The 15,242-nt window shown below is 41.0% G+C and carries 13 protein-coding genes, 1 tRNA gene and 2 pseudogenes; 2 read left to right on the top strand and 14 right to left on the bottom strand.

Annotated elements, in window-relative coordinates; all coding sequences use genetic code 11:
- A pseudogene (locus tag PGZ10_RS15070) lies at positions 1-215 on the top strand (IS91 family transposase); the annotation flags it as partial.
- 2 nt (positions 216-217) lie between these two features.
- Here the strand turns inward: PGZ10_RS15070 and PGZ10_RS15065 are convergent.
- From PGZ10_RS15065 to PGZ10_RS15005, 13 genes and pseudogenes are all read right to left on the bottom strand, one after another.
- Positions 218-349 (bottom strand): annotated as a pseudogene (locus PGZ10_RS15065) (type II toxin-antitoxin system PemK/MazF family toxin); the annotation flags it as partial.
- 828 nt (positions 350-1,177) lie between these two features.
- Positions 1,178-1,984: a class I SAM-dependent methyltransferase gene (locus PGZ10_RS15060; RefSeq protein ID WP_270541736.1), complete on the bottom strand. Its 807-nt coding sequence runs from the start codon at positions 1,982-1,984 to the stop codon at positions 1,178-1,180.
- Between the two features lie 19 nt (positions 1,985-2,003).
- Complete coding sequence (locus PGZ10_RS15055) at positions 2,004-3,737, bottom strand: ABC transporter ATP-binding protein (protein ID WP_270541735.1); 1,734 nt, start codon at positions 3,735-3,737, stop codon at positions 2,004-2,006.
- Position 3,738: 1 nt separating this feature from the next.
- Entirely contained in the window at positions 3,739-5,511 is a 1,773-nt protein-coding gene (locus tag PGZ10_RS15050; protein ID WP_270541734.1) for an ABC transporter ATP-binding protein, read from the bottom strand.
- Positions 5,512-5,621: 110 nt separating this feature from the next.
- Positions 5,622-6,245: a TetR/AcrR family transcriptional regulator gene (locus PGZ10_RS15045; RefSeq protein ID WP_270541733.1), complete on the bottom strand. Its 624-nt coding sequence runs from the start codon at positions 6,243-6,245 to the stop codon at positions 5,622-5,624.
- Positions 6,246-6,473: 228 nt separating this feature from the next.
- Positions 6,474-6,632: a sigma factor-like helix-turn-helix DNA-binding protein gene (locus PGZ10_RS16965; protein ID WP_004611461.1), complete on the bottom strand. Its 159-nt coding sequence runs from the start codon at positions 6,630-6,632 to the stop codon at positions 6,474-6,476.
- A 131-nt stretch (positions 6,633-6,763) separates the two neighbouring features.
- Positions 6,764-6,913 (bottom strand): hypothetical protein, encoded by a 150-nt coding sequence (locus PGZ10_RS15035; RefSeq protein ID WP_270247071.1) that lies wholly within the window; start codon positions 6,911-6,913, stop codon positions 6,764-6,766.
- 422 nt (positions 6,914-7,335) lie between these two features.
- A tRNA-Arg gene (locus PGZ10_RS15030) sits at positions 7,336-7,409 on the bottom strand.
- Positions 7,410-7,898: 489 nt separating this feature from the next.
- On the bottom strand, positions 7,899-8,777 hold the full coding sequence (locus PGZ10_RS15025; protein WP_117824049.1) for a DUF3881 family protein: 879 nt from the start codon (positions 8,775-8,777) through the stop codon (positions 7,899-7,901).
- Between the two features lie 15 nt (positions 8,778-8,792).
- The gene (gene serS, locus PGZ10_RS15020) at positions 8,793-10,073 is read right to left on the bottom strand and encodes a serine--tRNA ligase (protein ID WP_117559203.1); all 1,281 of its coding nucleotides are present in this window, start codon (positions 10,071-10,073) and stop codon (positions 8,793-8,795) included.
- A gap of 120 nt (positions 10,074-10,193) precedes the next feature.
- The gene (locus PGZ10_RS15015) at positions 10,194-10,736 is read right to left on the bottom strand and encodes a DUF4446 family protein (protein ID WP_008371363.1); all 543 of its coding nucleotides are present in this window, start codon (positions 10,734-10,736) and stop codon (positions 10,194-10,196) included.
- 3 nt (positions 10,737-10,739) lie between these two features.
- The gene (locus PGZ10_RS15010; protein ID WP_117836218.1) at positions 10,740-11,636 is read right to left on the bottom strand and encodes a ParB/RepB/Spo0J family partition protein; all 897 of its coding nucleotides are present in this window, start codon (positions 11,634-11,636) and stop codon (positions 10,740-10,742) included.
- A 2-nt stretch (positions 11,637-11,638) separates the two neighbouring features.
- Positions 11,639-12,406, bottom strand: coding sequence for a ParA family protein (locus PGZ10_RS15005; RefSeq protein ID WP_117824052.1), 768 nt, complete (start codon positions 12,404-12,406; stop codon positions 11,639-11,641).
- Between the two features lie 444 nt (positions 12,407-12,850).
- On the opposite strand from PGZ10_RS15005, the gene PGZ10_RS15000 reads away from it, so the two are divergent.
- Positions 12,851-13,804: an alpha/beta fold hydrolase gene (locus PGZ10_RS15000; protein ID WP_270541732.1), complete on the top strand. Its 954-nt coding sequence runs from the start codon at positions 12,851-12,853 to the stop codon at positions 13,802-13,804.
- Between the two features lie 545 nt (positions 13,805-14,349).
- Here the strand turns inward: PGZ10_RS15000 and rsmG are convergent.
- The gene (rsmG, locus tag PGZ10_RS14995) at positions 14,350-15,066 is read right to left on the bottom strand and encodes a 16S rRNA (guanine(527)-N(7))-methyltransferase RsmG (RefSeq protein ID WP_270541731.1); all 717 of its coding nucleotides are present in this window, start codon (positions 15,064-15,066) and stop codon (positions 14,350-14,352) included.
- Positions 15,067-15,242 lie beyond the last annotated feature (176 nt).

Raw genomic sequence — 15,242 nt, 5'->3', positions numbered from 1 at the left:
TTTCATCCAGAAATAAGAAGAAAAAGATTGCCCTATGCAGAAACATCCTTGGCTGCAAAAAATATATTTCCAAACTGAAAGATATGGATGCACCTTCCATTATCTGTCTTCTTTACAATAAAGATATATGCAAGTGCTCTTCCTGTGGTGGTAAAATTATTCCTCTGCCTACAGAACAACATTTTATAAAACCAAAACCACATATGCTCTGTTAACGTATCGTAGGGCTGAACCTGTTTCCTGTATCATTGGAAAGAATGAGGACAGGTCTTGTGCCGCCCTGTTCAGAGCCGATATGCGGATCAAGTTTTGCGTAGTAAATATCTCCACGCCTGACAGTTCTTTTCATTTGAATGCCCTCTAATCTATATTTGACATACGGTTTCTGTCTATGTAATAAGCCAGACGAAAGGCTTTTTGAGGTCGGGAGCATATAAAACAAAGCTCTGTTCTCAGTGATAACCTTATATCTGGCTTTATGATCATGGCATTTCTATTTGTCCTCGACACCCCGAAATGCAAATGCGCAAAAGCGCAGAGAAGTCGCCAAACGGTCAGCAGCGAACTGACTCCACGGGAGTTTCACCCCAACTGACGGTCTGCCAGAGCCGCCCTCATTGCCTGCGGCGGATTGGATACCGCTCGGACTGTGACTGGACGGGAGTACCATTATGCTCTTTGTGGGTTATGGCGAAACCGAGGGCTACCCGATATTTGGAGTCAGTATAGGCTCGCTCACCACCTTTCATCGCTATTTGCTTGTCGGCAGGTCTTGGCGTACTGCTCCGCACGCTTATGCTCATCACAATCACAAAGAGGAAGTATTTGGCGAATGACTATTCGGTTGTCAAGGAACAATCCTGTTTACGCCACACAAAGGAAAACAGGGTGGAGGATTTCGTCCTCTCACCCTGTCGCCAATGGGAAACTATGAATTTCCCCTCATAATTAAAATATTTTTTTGATTTTTTCTTTCAGCCTGTCCATACGCCTGTAAACCGCCTTTTGTCAAATATCAGAGGGAATGTTCATTGAAATTATTTTAGGAGAATTTGTTACTAAATCATTATAGAGCTTATTAAGATAATGATTATTGCATATCAAATATTATTTACTCCTTTTTCAAGCGTTGATTTATTTCTTTGCACTTGCAAAAATTATTTTATGTTAAAAAATCTTAGGTTTTTAAACAAATCATCTTTACCATCTTGAATTGATCAGAAACTGCCATACTGACCTTTGTGGATAGCTTTAAACTGTTTTTAGGGATGTAACGATAGTATGGTTCTTCCGTAATCACTTTCACATTATCCCCGATTTTTGCTGCCAGTTCTTCCGCGGAATCCACATAAAAGAACATCTGTGCATCGGCATGGCCGACCTGTTTCATATATTTTTTCTTCATCATGGTCATGCCTCTTTTGTTCACCGTATCAAAAACAACTTCCATATTTCCAAATTGCCCAATCATACGCAGAAGGGCAATGACCTTATGTTCCTCAAAATAATGAAATAATCCGCCTGCAGTAACGAGAATAGGAGTATCAAGTACATCATTGCGAACTTTTTTGATCCAATCCTTTGCAAAGGCATCCCCGGAAATATATAATTCCCTCTCTGGTTCGGGAAGAAGATCTCGCCGGTATTCTATCACATGCGGTAGATCCACGGCATACCAGTGTGTCTTTCCGTTATCACATCGGTGATAGGTTGTCTCCAGACCACAGCCCAGCTGGACAATCACACCGTCCGGTCTGCGTTCCAGAAAAGCCCGAATAATCCGATCCATATTAGCAGACCGGGAAGCAGAGGCCAAAAGGGTATACTGGTTCTGCATATTCTGTTCAATCAAGTCTAACGGCAGCCTATTTTTCAATTCCAACGCCTTTTTATCATATAAAATTTGTGGGCAATGCTCACTGGCATAGATTCTGCCCAGCATAGGGACAAACAGGGTATCCTCCACAACGCCTAATGTTTGCATAACCAGCCCTCCCTTTTCTTTATGTAAGTTTCCAATTCTGGCTTTCTGTCTGCAGTTTTACCATATGGGCATATACACCATTCTTTTCTTCCAGATCCTTTGGTGATCCTTCTTCTGCCACGGTGCCATCAGAAAGGACAACAATTTTATCTGCTCCTGCTACGGTACGCATCCTGTGGGCGATGACCAGAACCGTTTTATCTGCGATCAGACGGGAAAGGGCTGTCTGTATCAGAGTTTCATTCTCCACATCCAGGGAAGCAGTAGCTTCATCTAAAAGAATGATCGGCGCATTTTTCAGAAATGCACGGGCAATAGAGATACGCTGGCGCTCTCCGCCGGAAAGTTCACAACCATTTTCCCCGATATTGGTATGCCATCCATCCGGCAGTTTTTCCGCAAATTCATCCACATTGGCAAGTTTCGCAGCAGCAATGACCTGTTCGTCTGTGGCGTCTTTGTTTCCGATTCGGATATTTTCCAGAATCGTATTGTCAAACAGTGTAACATCCTGGAATACGATGGAATACAGAGAAAGCAGTGTTTCCGGGTCAATTCGGGATACATCCATGCCTCCCACGGTAATCTTTCCTCTGTTAATATCCCAGAACCTTGCTGCCAGCCGGGATACGGTTGTTTTTCCGCCGCCAGATGGGCCGACCAAAGCCGTAACCTCTCCCTGTTTTGCTGTAAAGGAAACATCTTTCAATACGGTTTCTCCGGTATTGTAGGCAAACCCAACATGGTCAAAGACAATATTATACCCCTGATTGGAAAGCCTGTCGCTGCCCTGCTGGATCGGATGATCGAGAATTTCATTCATACGGGCAATGTTGGTTCGTGTACTGATGACTGCCGCAAGATTCTGGAGTGCGCCCTGCAGAGGGTCATATAAACGGGATACTACCAGAAGGAACATAAAGAATGTAAGCACGGAGAGGCTTCCTTGCATGAGCAGAACAGCTCCTGCCAGCGCAACCGTTGCAATACCAAGCTTCAGCACCAGCGATGCGGAAACCACAAAAACAGCAAGGCCGAATTCATTGAGGATGGAACGATGCTCCACGGCACGGATCTTCTTTTCCAGACCTTTTAGATATGCCTGCTCCGCGTTGTTCGCTTTCAGGTCACGAACCGTTTCAATGCACTCCTGTATCCCGTCTGCGCAGGCCATCTTCACATCCATCGCTTTCTGATTCAGATTTTCCTGAATCTTTGCGGAAAATCCCACAATCGCAAAGGCAACCGGCAGAACCCATAAGGCAGCCAGTGCCATTCTCCAGTCCGTAAAGAGCAGACCGATGGAAATCAGAACTGTAGAAATGATCGAACCTGCAAGCTCAGGGATAAAATGCGAAAAACTCTGCTCCAGGAAGGTGCAATCCGCCATAATGGTACTGGTAAGATCGGCTAAATCCTTTTTCCCGAAAAAGGAAAGGGGGATTTTGCGCAGATGCTCTGCCAGGGTAATGCGGCGGATACCGCTTTCTTTGTAAGTGGCAAAATAGGTCGCATTGTATTGAAAGAAAGTGGTCAGCAGAATCAAGCCGATACACACCACGCAGCCTGCCACATAAAATGGAATTTTCTCGCCGGGAACACCCCCGTTCATCAGATCGCTGACCAGGTAATATAAAAGTCCCACCGGAAACATAAAAGACAGATTCTGAAGGACACAGGCCAGGCAGCCTTTGATCAGGTCTTTTGCTCCCTGTTCAGACAGGGCATATTTTTTCTGCAGTTTTTTGATCATATCACTGCACCTCCTTTGTTACCTTCCATTGCACGGAAGTCTGGTAATTTTTCCACATACGGCTGAATATACCGTCTTTTGCAAGCAATTCGCGACTGTTTCCGCACTCGGCAACCCGTCCGTCGCAAATGACAAAAATCTGATCCACATTTGTTACGGTAGAAAGCCTGTGGGCAATCATAATCACTGTCTTACCCTCGGAAAGTCTTGAGAAAGCAGCCTGTACGCGGCTTTCGTTATCCGGGTCAGCAAAGGCAGTGGCTTCATCCAGAATGATAATCGGAGCATTTTTCAGCATCACACGGGCAATGGCAATTCGTTGCTGCTCGCCGCCGGAAAGATAGACACCCTTTGTACCGATGACCGTATCCACACCCTGTGGGAGTTTTTCCAGAATATCATCGCATTGCGCGTGATGAAGGGCAGTCAGAACTTCCTCACGGGTAGCTTCCGGTTTTCCCATACGCACATTTTCCAGAATAGATGCCTTGATCAGACGGCTGTTCTGAAATACGAAAGACACCGTGTTCATGAGTTCCTCTTTCGGGATGTCTTTCACATTAACACCACCGATTTTTACCATTCCGCTCTGGGGATCAAAGAATCGGGAAATCAGGTTGGCAAGGGTTGTTTTTCCACCGCCGGATGGACCTACAAAAGCTACCGTCTGTCCTGCAGGAATGGTCAGTGAAATATCTTTTAATACTTCTTTTTCTCCATCATAGCTGAAATGAACCGATTTCAGTTCCACGGAAGCGTTTTGAGGATGCTTTGAATGTTTCGTTTCCTCCAGAGGCTTCAAATGCAAAACGCTGTCAATTCTCTGTAAAGCGTCGTCTACGATCATGGCGTTTTCACTTTGGAACATAATGCGTGTCAGTGTGACAGAAATAACCGGTGTAATGATGATATAGAAAATAAGATCCAGTAAGAAACCGGAAGTTACACCGTCTTGCGTAAGCAACAGTCCTCCGGCAATCAGTGTGGCAAAAACGCCGTTGATCGCAGCTGTATAGAACATCATCGGTGTCCGAAGCTGCCTGGTATAAGCAATCACCCATACTTTATACCGGTCAATGGAGTCTTTAAACTTCTTAAAGGAAAAGATCGTCTGGCCAAAGGTTTTTACCACCGGAATTCCACGGACATACTCTACCGCTTCATTGGACATATCATCCAGCGCATTCTGGTATTCTTTCATCTTTTCCTGCATCTGCTTTCCGGTCATTGCCATCATGATCAGAACCCCCAGCACAACCGGAACAAGACTCAATAGTCCCAGTCTCCAGTCAAACACGAACAACAGCACCAAAAGACCGCAGGGGGTTGCAATGGCATTGGCTCTGTCGGGAAGCTGATGGGCGAGATAGGTTTCGGTGGCTGCGCTGGATTCGTTGACAATCTTGCGCAGTTTTCCGCTGCCAAAACTCTCGGCAAACCCAAGAGGCAACTTAACAATGTGCTCCATGGTCTGGATACGCAGGTTTGTGGCAATACGAAATGCTCCCAAATGGGAACACATCAGCCCTGCTATGTAGACAAGCACCGCTATAACCGCAAACAATACTGCCATCCAGCCATTACCGGTCAGGTTCTGTGCCTGGTCAAAATTCGGTGCCACCTCCAATACTTCCTTGATCATTTTCCAGATGTAATAGAATGGTACCAGAGCAATCAGGGCACTGATCGCAGAAAGCACCCAGGAAGCATAGGTCAGGTACTTATGGCTGCCTGCAATTTCCAGCAGGCGTGATAAATTGGATTGCTTTTTCAAAAAAATTCCTCCTTTTCTTTGTGTTTATGATAAAGAGAACACATCTATGTTCTTACAATATCCGAATTTAGATTAGTTTCAGCTAACTATCAAGCAAAAATTATAAGGCATTACTGCCCCATAATTTTCATCCATCCCGCTGTATAAAAGGTGCGCATTTCTCTGACGTAGTTTTCGGCATCTTTGAGCGGCATTTCGTGGATGATCAATTCAAAAAAGGTATGAAACATTCCGGTGATCAGAATATGCTCCAGCGAAGGATCGATATGCGGAGAGGGCCTTCCAAGCTTCCTTAAAACCTCCTGATAGGCATGAGTCCCTTCCACTTCAATCTCCACCATTTCATCAATTAGCCCGGCAAATTTTGTTCCTTCCGAACAGCAGAGGATCAGTTTACATTCCTCTAAATGTTCGTACGCATAATGGAGCATATCGTACATACAAAGCCCCGAAATGTCACTCATGACTTCCGGCTGCTGGGCAGCTGGTAGTTCGGCGAACTCCTGCTGTGCCTTTATAAAACGTTTGAGAATATATTCGTAATGCTCACCAACGATGGCTTCAAAAAGTTCTTCTTTACTTTTATAATATCCGTAAAAGGCTCCGGTAGTCATTCCCACGGATTTCACAATATTCCGCAGGGAAGCGTCTTTATATCCTTTTTCTAAAAATTCTGCTTTCGCTGCCCGGTGGATATTTTCTAAAGTCGTTCCATTTCCGTTTATTTTGCACACCTCCTATATAACAGTGCTATATAACACTGTTATAATTTTAATCTTTAAAAAAGATTTTGTCAAGAGCAACAAGAAATAGTTGCATAAAAATAGCAATCCAAACAGCATTCTGCACTTTATTACTGATAAAATTTTTAAATACTGGTTTTGACAAAAGTTTCATTTTTTCTAATAAATGATAAGCAGGGTGGAGTTTGTTCTCACACCCTGCTTTGTGATTATCATGAACTACTCGAAGATCTTCTTCACTTTTTCTTTCAGCCTGTCCATATGCCTGTAAACCGCCTTTTCGGTAATCTTCAGATACCTGGCTATTTCATGAGTGCTATACCCCTGGATCTTCATCAGAACGATCTGAAGGGTAAGCCTGTCCACGGTGATCAGCACATGATACAATTTCTGATTCTCAATACGATCCAGAAAGTCCTGTACTGTTTTCAGTTCTGCTTGATCAGTGGATGCTGCTACGGTATCCAGATATGTACCTGTTCTATCATGGCTAGTGTTATTTTCCTATATCATATCTCAAATCCAGAAAAAAATTTAGGATGTCGATGCAGACAATCTTTTACTTGAAAGGGATGTTTCTTAAAAGGACGAAGACGCTCAATCTCAATTTCTATGATTCTTTCTTCTTTTGCTTCTGATTGTCTGTTTGGCTCAGTCATCTTGACTCCTTTCCTCCAGGATTCAGGATATAAAAAATGCCTGCCTGGAACTTTTGTTTTAGGTAAAGTTCCAAACAGACATTGCTGTTTGACCATTAGCTGTAGCTAATAGAATTGTATACTGTTTCAGCTAATTAATGTTTGCAGGTTTCAGAGAGATGGTTTCTTTTCCCGCCTTTTCTCTGATTTACATCCCCGAATAAGGGGTGACAACAGAGCGGAACCCAAATGTTAGCTGAACTTCCTAAAACCCATGTTTGCAAACCGGTAATTTTGATTAGCTGTCAGCTAACAAAAATCGGATTGCGTTAGCTGGAAATTGATCATTTTGAATGGAATTTTGTGTCACGAACGTGATTAGAAAATAACAAAAGCGTTCGTTGTCAGCTAATCCAGCTAACATTTTCGAACGCTTTGAAGCCCGTCGCCAAGAGGATTTGAACCTCCGACCCCTCGCTTAGGAGGCGAGTGCTCTATCCAGCTGAGCTATGACGACACATGCCGTAAACCCTTGATTTTACTGGGTTTCTGGGATTTTTCCCTTCGGCCATATATAAGATTATCAACTCATTTTCGAGTTGTCAATCTACAGATTTTTTCGAGTTGGTAACATTAGAACGTTCCCCAATTTGGGGAATGCTTTGTTGTCACCTTTGACATTTTTCAGAATAGATTCGAACTGAAAGTTGTTTTTCATTTTTCCCTTTGGGGAATGCCTCGGCTTTCTCTTAGGAGACGATTCTTATATTCATTTGACTAATAGAACATATACATATATCATACCGTTTGAACATGAAAATGTCAAATGCTTTTCTAAGAGGATGATCATGGTGAGGTAACAGAGCGGGATCTGATATGTGAAATAGCTTTTACAGGACTTTTTTATGTAAAGCCGAATGTTCTGAAACACATATACAAAAAAGCACGACTAATTTTCAATTAAAAGAAATTTGGTCATGCTTTTTATATAAGTCAAAAATCTTTCCTAAAAATTAATATGCCCCTGCAGCCAGATTTGTGCCTTCAGCCGTCTTCCAATTGCCGGTTCGCCAATTACCTTTTCAACCGGTACGCATACATCAAATTGAAGCTCATTGGTTTCAACTGTAAGAACATAAAGTTCTTTCCCAGTAAGAAGATTTTCAATGGTATCGATATTCAGAATCTCACCAAGGATCGCATACTGGTCACATTCAAGACCAGATGGCATAAAATGTGTATCGACAATGCTGTAAATATCTTCCCCACGGATTCTTTTTGATACTGCGGCATAGGTGTCGATGTCGTCAAGCGTAAGGCTTTCAATGGCATCGGGATTCCCTTCCTTTGCTGCGCTCATGAGCATCATCCGGTTGCGGAGCTCTTCCGCTCTCTTGTCCGCAGCGCCTGTATCCTTTGTGACCGGAAGCAAAATTTTCCCACTTAAGGCAAGCCCGGAAAATGTTACAGAGATTGAACTTTTGTTCAGACCGCCGAGAGTGGCTTCTTTTATGTATTCCATTCCGTTTTGAATATGGAAAATGATACTGCAGCCGAGCTTTACATCCTCGCAGACACCAACATAGGTCGGTGAGAAGGTTTTCTGTTCTACTGCAATATCAGCATAAGAGCTGACTCCACTGCCTGAAAAATATGGGAAATAGCATTCTCTGCGGAACGCTTCATCATTTTCATCGATAAAGCCGTAGGAAGAAATGCCTATTCCGTTGCCGTATTCCCTGCGAAGCTCACAGAGATCTGTGTGTTCGTCCAAGGCAATACGGTCATATCCGGAAAAATTCTTTTCGGATTCAAGAAGAATCTGATACCATTCGCGTTCAGATGCGATATCGTGGAATCCGATAGCGTTTAAATATTTATGCAAAATTTACCTCGTTTTCTATCTGATTTCAGACTTACCGCCCATGTATGGACGAAGTACTTCAGGAATGCGGACAGAACCGTCTGCCTGAAGATTGTTCTCGAGAAATGCGATCAGCATTCTCGGAGGAGCTACCACTGTGTTGTTCAGTGTGTGTGCGAAGTATTTGTTTCCGTCGCTTCCTTTTACACGGATGCCAAGACGTCTTGCCTGTGCATCACCAAGGTTAGAGCAGCTTCCTACTTCAAAGTATTTCTTCTGTCTTGGAGACCATGCCTCTACGTCACAAGATTTTACTTTAAGGTCGGCAAGGTCACCTGAACAGCATTCCAGTGTACGAACCGGGATATCAAGAGAACGGAACAGATCAACAGTGTTTTTCCATAATTTATCATACCATTCTTTGCTTTCTTCCGGTTTGCATACAACGATCATTTCCTGCTTTTCAAACTGATGGATTCGGTATACACCACGTTCTTCGATTCCATGAGCACCTTTTTCTTTACGGAAGCATGGAGAATAAGAAGTCAGTGTCTTTGGAAGCTCAGCTTCATCAAGCATGGTATCGATGAATTTACCGATCATAGAATGCTCGCTGGTTCCGATCAGATATAAGTCTTCGCCTTCAATTTTGTACATCATAGAATCCATTTCGGCAAAGCTCATAACGCCTGTAACAACGTTGCTTCTGATCATGAAAGGCGGGATACAGTATGTGAATCCACGATCGATCATAAAGTCACGTGCATAAGAGATAACTGCTGAGTGAAGACGTGCAATATCTCCCATCAGATAATAGAAACCATTTCCGGCAACCTTTCCTGCACTTTCAAGATCGATTCCGTTGAATTTTTCCATAATTTCTGTATGGTATGGAATTTCAAAGTCCGGAACAACCGGTTCGCCGAATTTTTCAATTTCAACATTCTGGCTGTCGTCTTTACCAATCGGTACAGATGGATCGATGATATTTGGGATAACCATCATATCTTTTTTGATTTTTGCTTCTACTTCTTTTTCTTCAGCAGAAAGTTCTTCCATACGGGTAGCGTTTTCTTGAACTTTTTTCTTAAGCTCTTCTGCTTTTTCTTTTTCACCATGAGCCATGCATGCACCGATTTCTTTGGAAACTTTGTTTTTCTCAGCACGGAGTGCTTCTACTTCACCTTTGATTTCACGGTTTCTCTTGTCAAGCTCAATTACTTCATCTACAAGTGGAAGCTTTTCATCCTGGAATTTTTTCTTGATGTTTTCTTTTACAACATCTGGGTTTTGTCTTAAAAATTTAATATCTAACATAATTGTTCTCCTGTCTTATTCCTTTATTTTTATATCTTATGATGTGAGTGGCAAAAGTAAATTTTTCCACTTACATCATCTTATTCTATCACCTGAGGATTATCAAGGGATTCAGGCAAATTACTGTGGTTTGATCGCATCCTGTACATCCGGATCATACATTTCCTGGTAAACGGCCTGATCTAGTGACTCGGCCTCTTCTTCAGAGAGTTCAATGTAACTTTCACCACGCACAATTTCTTTTATATAGGTGTAACAGCCATCTCTGCTGTGCATGGAATTGAGGATCCATCCATTGTTGTCGTTGTCAAGCATTGTGAGAGCGAAGCTGAGTTTTCCACCCATTTCACCGAAAGCATCGTATTTGACAATACCTACTTTCTGGTAGCTGCTTCGCAACGCGCGATACAATATGCGGATGTCCGCTTTGTTTTCGTGGGCAATGTTGGAAAGCTCGTCGAGTTCATCGAATCTTGCACTGAAACTTTCTTCGAGCGTTTTACCGTCCTGTCCGCGCATGAATACGTTATAGCTTGATTTCAGACGGTTGTATTTCATATTAACATTAATATAAAGAAGAAACATCAATATGATCAGCATGATAAGAAAAAGAAATATATACGCCGGATCAATTCCAAGTGACTTTAGAATTTTACTTTCCATATATTATTCTCCTTCCTGTATTGACATTAACAATTCAAATATACGTTCCAGATCGTTGTCCGAATAATATTCAATTTCAATTTTGCCTTTTCCATTTGCTTTATGATTGACATGGACTTTGGAACCGATGATTGATTTTATACGTTCCTCCAGATCTTCATATACAAACGCATTCTGGATAACAGGCTTTTCTTTTTCTTTTTTTGGCTTTTTCAGTTCTTTGACAAGTTTTTCGGTATCCCTGACACTGAGCTTTTCATCAAATACTTTATTGGCAAGAATGTACTGCTGTTCTTTATCCTCGATTGCAAGAAGAGCACGCGCATGCCCGGTTGAAATCATGTCATCAATGATCATCTGCTGTACTCTCTCGTCCAGCTTTAGAAGACGCATGGAGTTTGTTACAGCAGTTCTGCTCTTTGAAACGCGCTCAGCTACCTCGTCCTGCTTCAGACTGAATTCATTTAGCAGACGCTTGTATGCCTGCGCTTCTTCGATTGGATTCAGATTTTCGCGCTGAATATTTTCAATAAGAGAAATCTCAACGATTTCCTGATCCGTGTATTCTTTAATGATAACAGGGACCTCTTTGATACCGGCCTGCTTTGCTGCACGCCAGCGACGCTCGCCGGCGATGATCTCGTAGTAATCGTTCCGCTTCTGAACAATCAGAGGCTGAAGGATTCCAAACTGTTTGATTGAATCAGCAAGTTCCAAGAGAGCATCTTCCTCAAAATGTTTTCTTGGCTGGTCACGGTTTGGCTCCACATCATTGATCTTCATCATGATTGGACCGGCATTCACTACTTCTTTTTTAGCTGGTGCAGTATGTTTTGCGGTTTTGTTTTCTTTGATTAAACTATCCAGACCTTTTCCAAGTCCGCCTCGTTTTGCTGTCATGCTTACTCTTCTCCTTTATGAATTACTTCATCTGCTAATAACATATAACTTTCAGCTCCTGTTGAACGAGGATCATATAAGTTGATTGGCAAGCCATGACTTGGGGCCTCTGCAAGTCGTATATTACGTGGAATGATAGTTTTGTAAATTGTCTGATCAAGATTATCTTTTACATTTTCAACAACTTGAAGAGAAAGATTGGTTCTGGCATCATACATAGTAAATACAACACCTTCCATTTCAAGATTTTCATTTAATCTTTCTTTTACAAGCTCGATTGTTTTAATCAGCTGGCTCAATCCTTCTAGTGCATAGTATTCACATTGAATTGGAACCAATACTGTATCTGCTGTAGTCATTGAATTGATTGTCAGCATACTAAGTGAAGGTGGGCAGTCGATAATGACGTAATCGTAATTACTTCTTATCTTAAGCACCTCATCTCTTAAAATGTATTCTTTGTTCTCGGTCTCGAGTAACTCTATTTCGGCGCCAGATAGATCAATGTTTGCGGGAATTACGTCGAGATTTTCAATTGCTTCTTTGTGTAACACTTGCTCTATAGTGGCTTCGCCAATTAAAAGATCATATACAGTATAGTCAACATTATCCTTATCTATACCAAGACCGCTGGACATATTACCCTGTGGATCCATGTCGATTGCGAGAACTTTCTGCCCTTTCGCCGCTAAACACGAGGATAAATTGATCGCTGTTGTAGTTTTTCCAACGCCACCCTTTTGGTTGGCAACGGCAATTATTCGTCCCATTGCAATTACCTCCTTTCTAATAGTGTGCAAATATATATGAAGTTTTATTTACATCTAGATATAATTGTAACACTAAACTTTATCTAAATCTACTAAATGTTTCACGTGAAACATTTATTTCGGCATTTTTTATAAATGCGGGAATGTTTCACGTGAAACATTCTACATAAAGTGAAATATAAAAATGTATGAAAAATATTTTAGATAAATGAAAATATATTTGGCTATGAGCAGCTGAAAAAGGAGAGATAAAATGTTTCACGTGAAACATTTTGTCGAAAACCAAGGAACAATAACATGATGTAAATCTTTAAACTGTGAGGAGATTATGGTATACTTATCTATAAGCCGCAAGGTAAAATATTATACAAAAACAGATATTATTTGCGAGTATAATCTTGCTGAATCTGGACAAAAATGATTCGGAGAAGGGAGCAATTGACGATGAAAAATAAATTGAAAAGCTGCGCGATTTTAGCAACACTTGGTGCGATTACAATCCATCTGATAAATAAAATACTTATAGAAATGGCAACAAAAGACAGTTTGTTAAACTCATCTGAGGGAAACTATTATGACTGGAGATTTGGAAAAATCTATTATAGAAAACAGGGAAATGGTAAACCACTACTGCTACTTCATGATTTGGATGCAGAAAGCTCTGGCGTAGAATGGAAAAAAGTAGCGGCAATTCTTGCAGAAAAGTATACTGTTTATACCGTGGATCTGCTAGGCTGTGGACGATCTGAAAAACCAAATATTACTTATACTAATTTTCTTTATGTGCAAATGCTGACGGATTTTATTAAACATATCATTGGCGAAAAGGCAGATGTTGTGGCTACGGGAGAATCGGCTGCTATTGCAGTTATGGCATGCGGAAATGATGAAAACGTGATTGGAAAGATTTGTATGGTGAATCCACTGTCACTTACGGAACTTGCAAAATGTCCGAATAAGAGAACCAAGACGCTGAAGTTCCTTATCGAAATACCGATTATTGGTACGCTACTGTACAACATTATTCATTCAAGAGAAGCGATTGATGAAAAAATTGTGGATAAGTATCTGTATGACGAAGATACGATAGATTATCAGATGACGAAGATATACCATGAATCTGCTCATAATGAAAACGCACATTCAAAATATTTGTTTGCAAGCATCAAAGGTGGATATACAAAGACAAATATTTATTATTGTATTCGCAAGGCGACAAATAGTATCTGCATTATCTCTGGACAATATGATGAAAACAGTATTGAGATTGCTAAACAATATCAGAAGCATGTACCTGCTATAGAATACATGTGCATAAAGGATACGAGACATCTTCCACAAATTGAACAACCGGAAGGATTCGCAGAACAGCTGGATATCCTTTTCTCTGCTGAATAATATAAAGTACGTTCAGGTACACATTATAGCCAAATGCGGGATGTACACTTCGGTGTACATCCCGCATTTGGCTATATATGGCTCTTGATCAACTTTTGCGATTATCTAATAGCAAACAGAACTGGTACTTAACTGGTACTTATTCTGCTCATGAACACCATGAAAACCGACATGCAACTCTGGGAATTTCTATGGAAATTGTCTTTCTCTGAAAAACAAAACAGAAGGATGATTATTGGGCTTTTTGCAGAAATAATCAAGCTAAATGAAAATAAAAAATCAGATTTTAAGCGGGTAAAAAATTGAACTTACCCGCTTTTTGAAATGAAATAGGAAAACAAATTTCTGGCAGAACTGCATACAAAAAATAAAAATACATTTTCAATGCATACAAAAAATTGAACTATCAAAAATACAAAATAGAATAAACTATAACAATTAAAATTGAACTATTATAAAAAGAACTAATAGCAGAAGTTCAAGGTAAAGAAAAAATAGTTCAATTTCTATTGCGGCATATACAGACTACAGGTATGTATAGCTGTTTATCCGTGGATAGGTTCTTTGGAAGGAAGTCCTGCTTTTCGAGGAAACTTCTTCCCGGTAGGCTTGATTTTTTTGATCTTTACAAATGAACGGCTAATATCACTGCCTGGAAGCTGGAATACAACTGGTTTATTTTGTGTACCTCCAAGGACATGTACTGCGGTTTTTGCAGCGGAAAGTTCATCGACAATATCACCGGATTTGTAAGAAACAAAGAATCCACCAACTTTTACATAAGGGAGGCAGTATTCGGATAATGTAGATAAATTGGCCACTGCACGTGAAACACAGAGGTCAAACTGTTCCCTGTAGTCTGCCTGACGGGCAAAATCTTCTGCTCTGCCGTGGATTGTATGGATATCCGTAAGATTTAACTCTTCAATTACACTGTTAAGGAAACGGATTCTCTTATTTAAAGAGTCAAGCAACGTGATTTTCAGGTGCGGAAAGGCGATTTTTAAAGGAATTCCGGGGAATCCGGCGCCTGTTCCTATATCGATCACGGTTTGAACTTTACTGATATCCAGGACCTTTACTAATGCAAGGCTGTCGACAAAATGTTTTTCGTTTACTTCTTCGTACTCGGTGATACCGGTGAGATTCATAACCTTGTTCCATTCCACCAGCATTTCGTAATATTTATCAAACTGATTAAACTGGGTCTGCGTTAATGTGATACCTAATTCTGCAAGCTGTTGCTCAAATTTTTTACTCATATTGCTCCTTTTTCCCCTAAAAGTACACATCTTTGCGGAAAATAAACAGTAATTTACACTGTTTTGCACCAAATAGGTACACAATTTCTGAGAAGATAGCACCTTAAAGGTACACGATAAAGTGATAATGTTTTTAAAAAAATACAATCATGCACCTAAAAGGTATACGAAAAGAT

It is taken from the genome of Coprococcus sp. AF102-57, from assembly GCF_027686195.1.
In the GTDB taxonomy this organism is placed as follows: Bacteria; Bacillota; Clostridia; order Lachnospirales; family Lachnospiraceae; genus Allocoprococcus; species Allocoprococcus comes.
This window is presented reverse-complemented; position numbering and strand designations above follow the sequence as displayed.

What these genes read in the sequence shown, in the direction of transcription:
- PGZ10_RS15060 (WP_270541736.1), bottom strand. Translation starts at nt 1,984, where the DNA reads ATGCAAACATTAGGCGTTGTGGAGGATACCCTGTTTGTCCCTATGCTG.
- PGZ10_RS15055 (WP_270541735.1), bottom strand. Translation starts at nt 3,737, where the DNA reads ATGATCAAAAAACTGCAGAAAAAATATGCCCTGTCTGAACAGGGAGCA.
- PGZ10_RS15035 (WP_270247071.1), bottom strand. Translation starts at nt 6,913, where the DNA reads ATGACTGAGCCAAACAGACAATCAGAAGCAAAAGAAGAAAGAATCATA.
- serS (WP_117559203.1), bottom strand. Translation starts at nt 10,073, where the DNA reads ATGTTAGATATTAAATTTTTAAGACAAAACCCAGATGTTGTAAAAGAA.
- PGZ10_RS15015 (WP_008371363.1), bottom strand. Translation starts at nt 10,736, where the DNA reads ATGGAAAGTAAAATTCTAAAGTCACTTGGAATTGATCCGGCGTATATA.
- PGZ10_RS15010 (WP_117836218.1), bottom strand. Translation starts at nt 11,636, where the DNA reads ATGACAGCAAAACGAGGCGGACTTGGAAAAGGTCTGGATAGTTTAATC.
- PGZ10_RS15005 (WP_117824052.1), bottom strand. Translation starts at nt 12,406, where the DNA reads ATGGGACGAATAATTGCCGTTGCCAACCAAAAGGGTGGCGTTGGAAAA.
- PGZ10_RS15000 (WP_270541732.1), top strand. Translation starts at nt 12,851, where the DNA reads ATGAAAAATAAATTGAAAAGCTGCGCGATTTTAGCAACACTTGGTGCG.
- rsmG (WP_270541731.1), bottom strand. Translation starts at nt 15,066, where the DNA reads ATGAGTAAAAAATTTGAGCAACAGCTTGCAGAATTAGGTATCACATTA.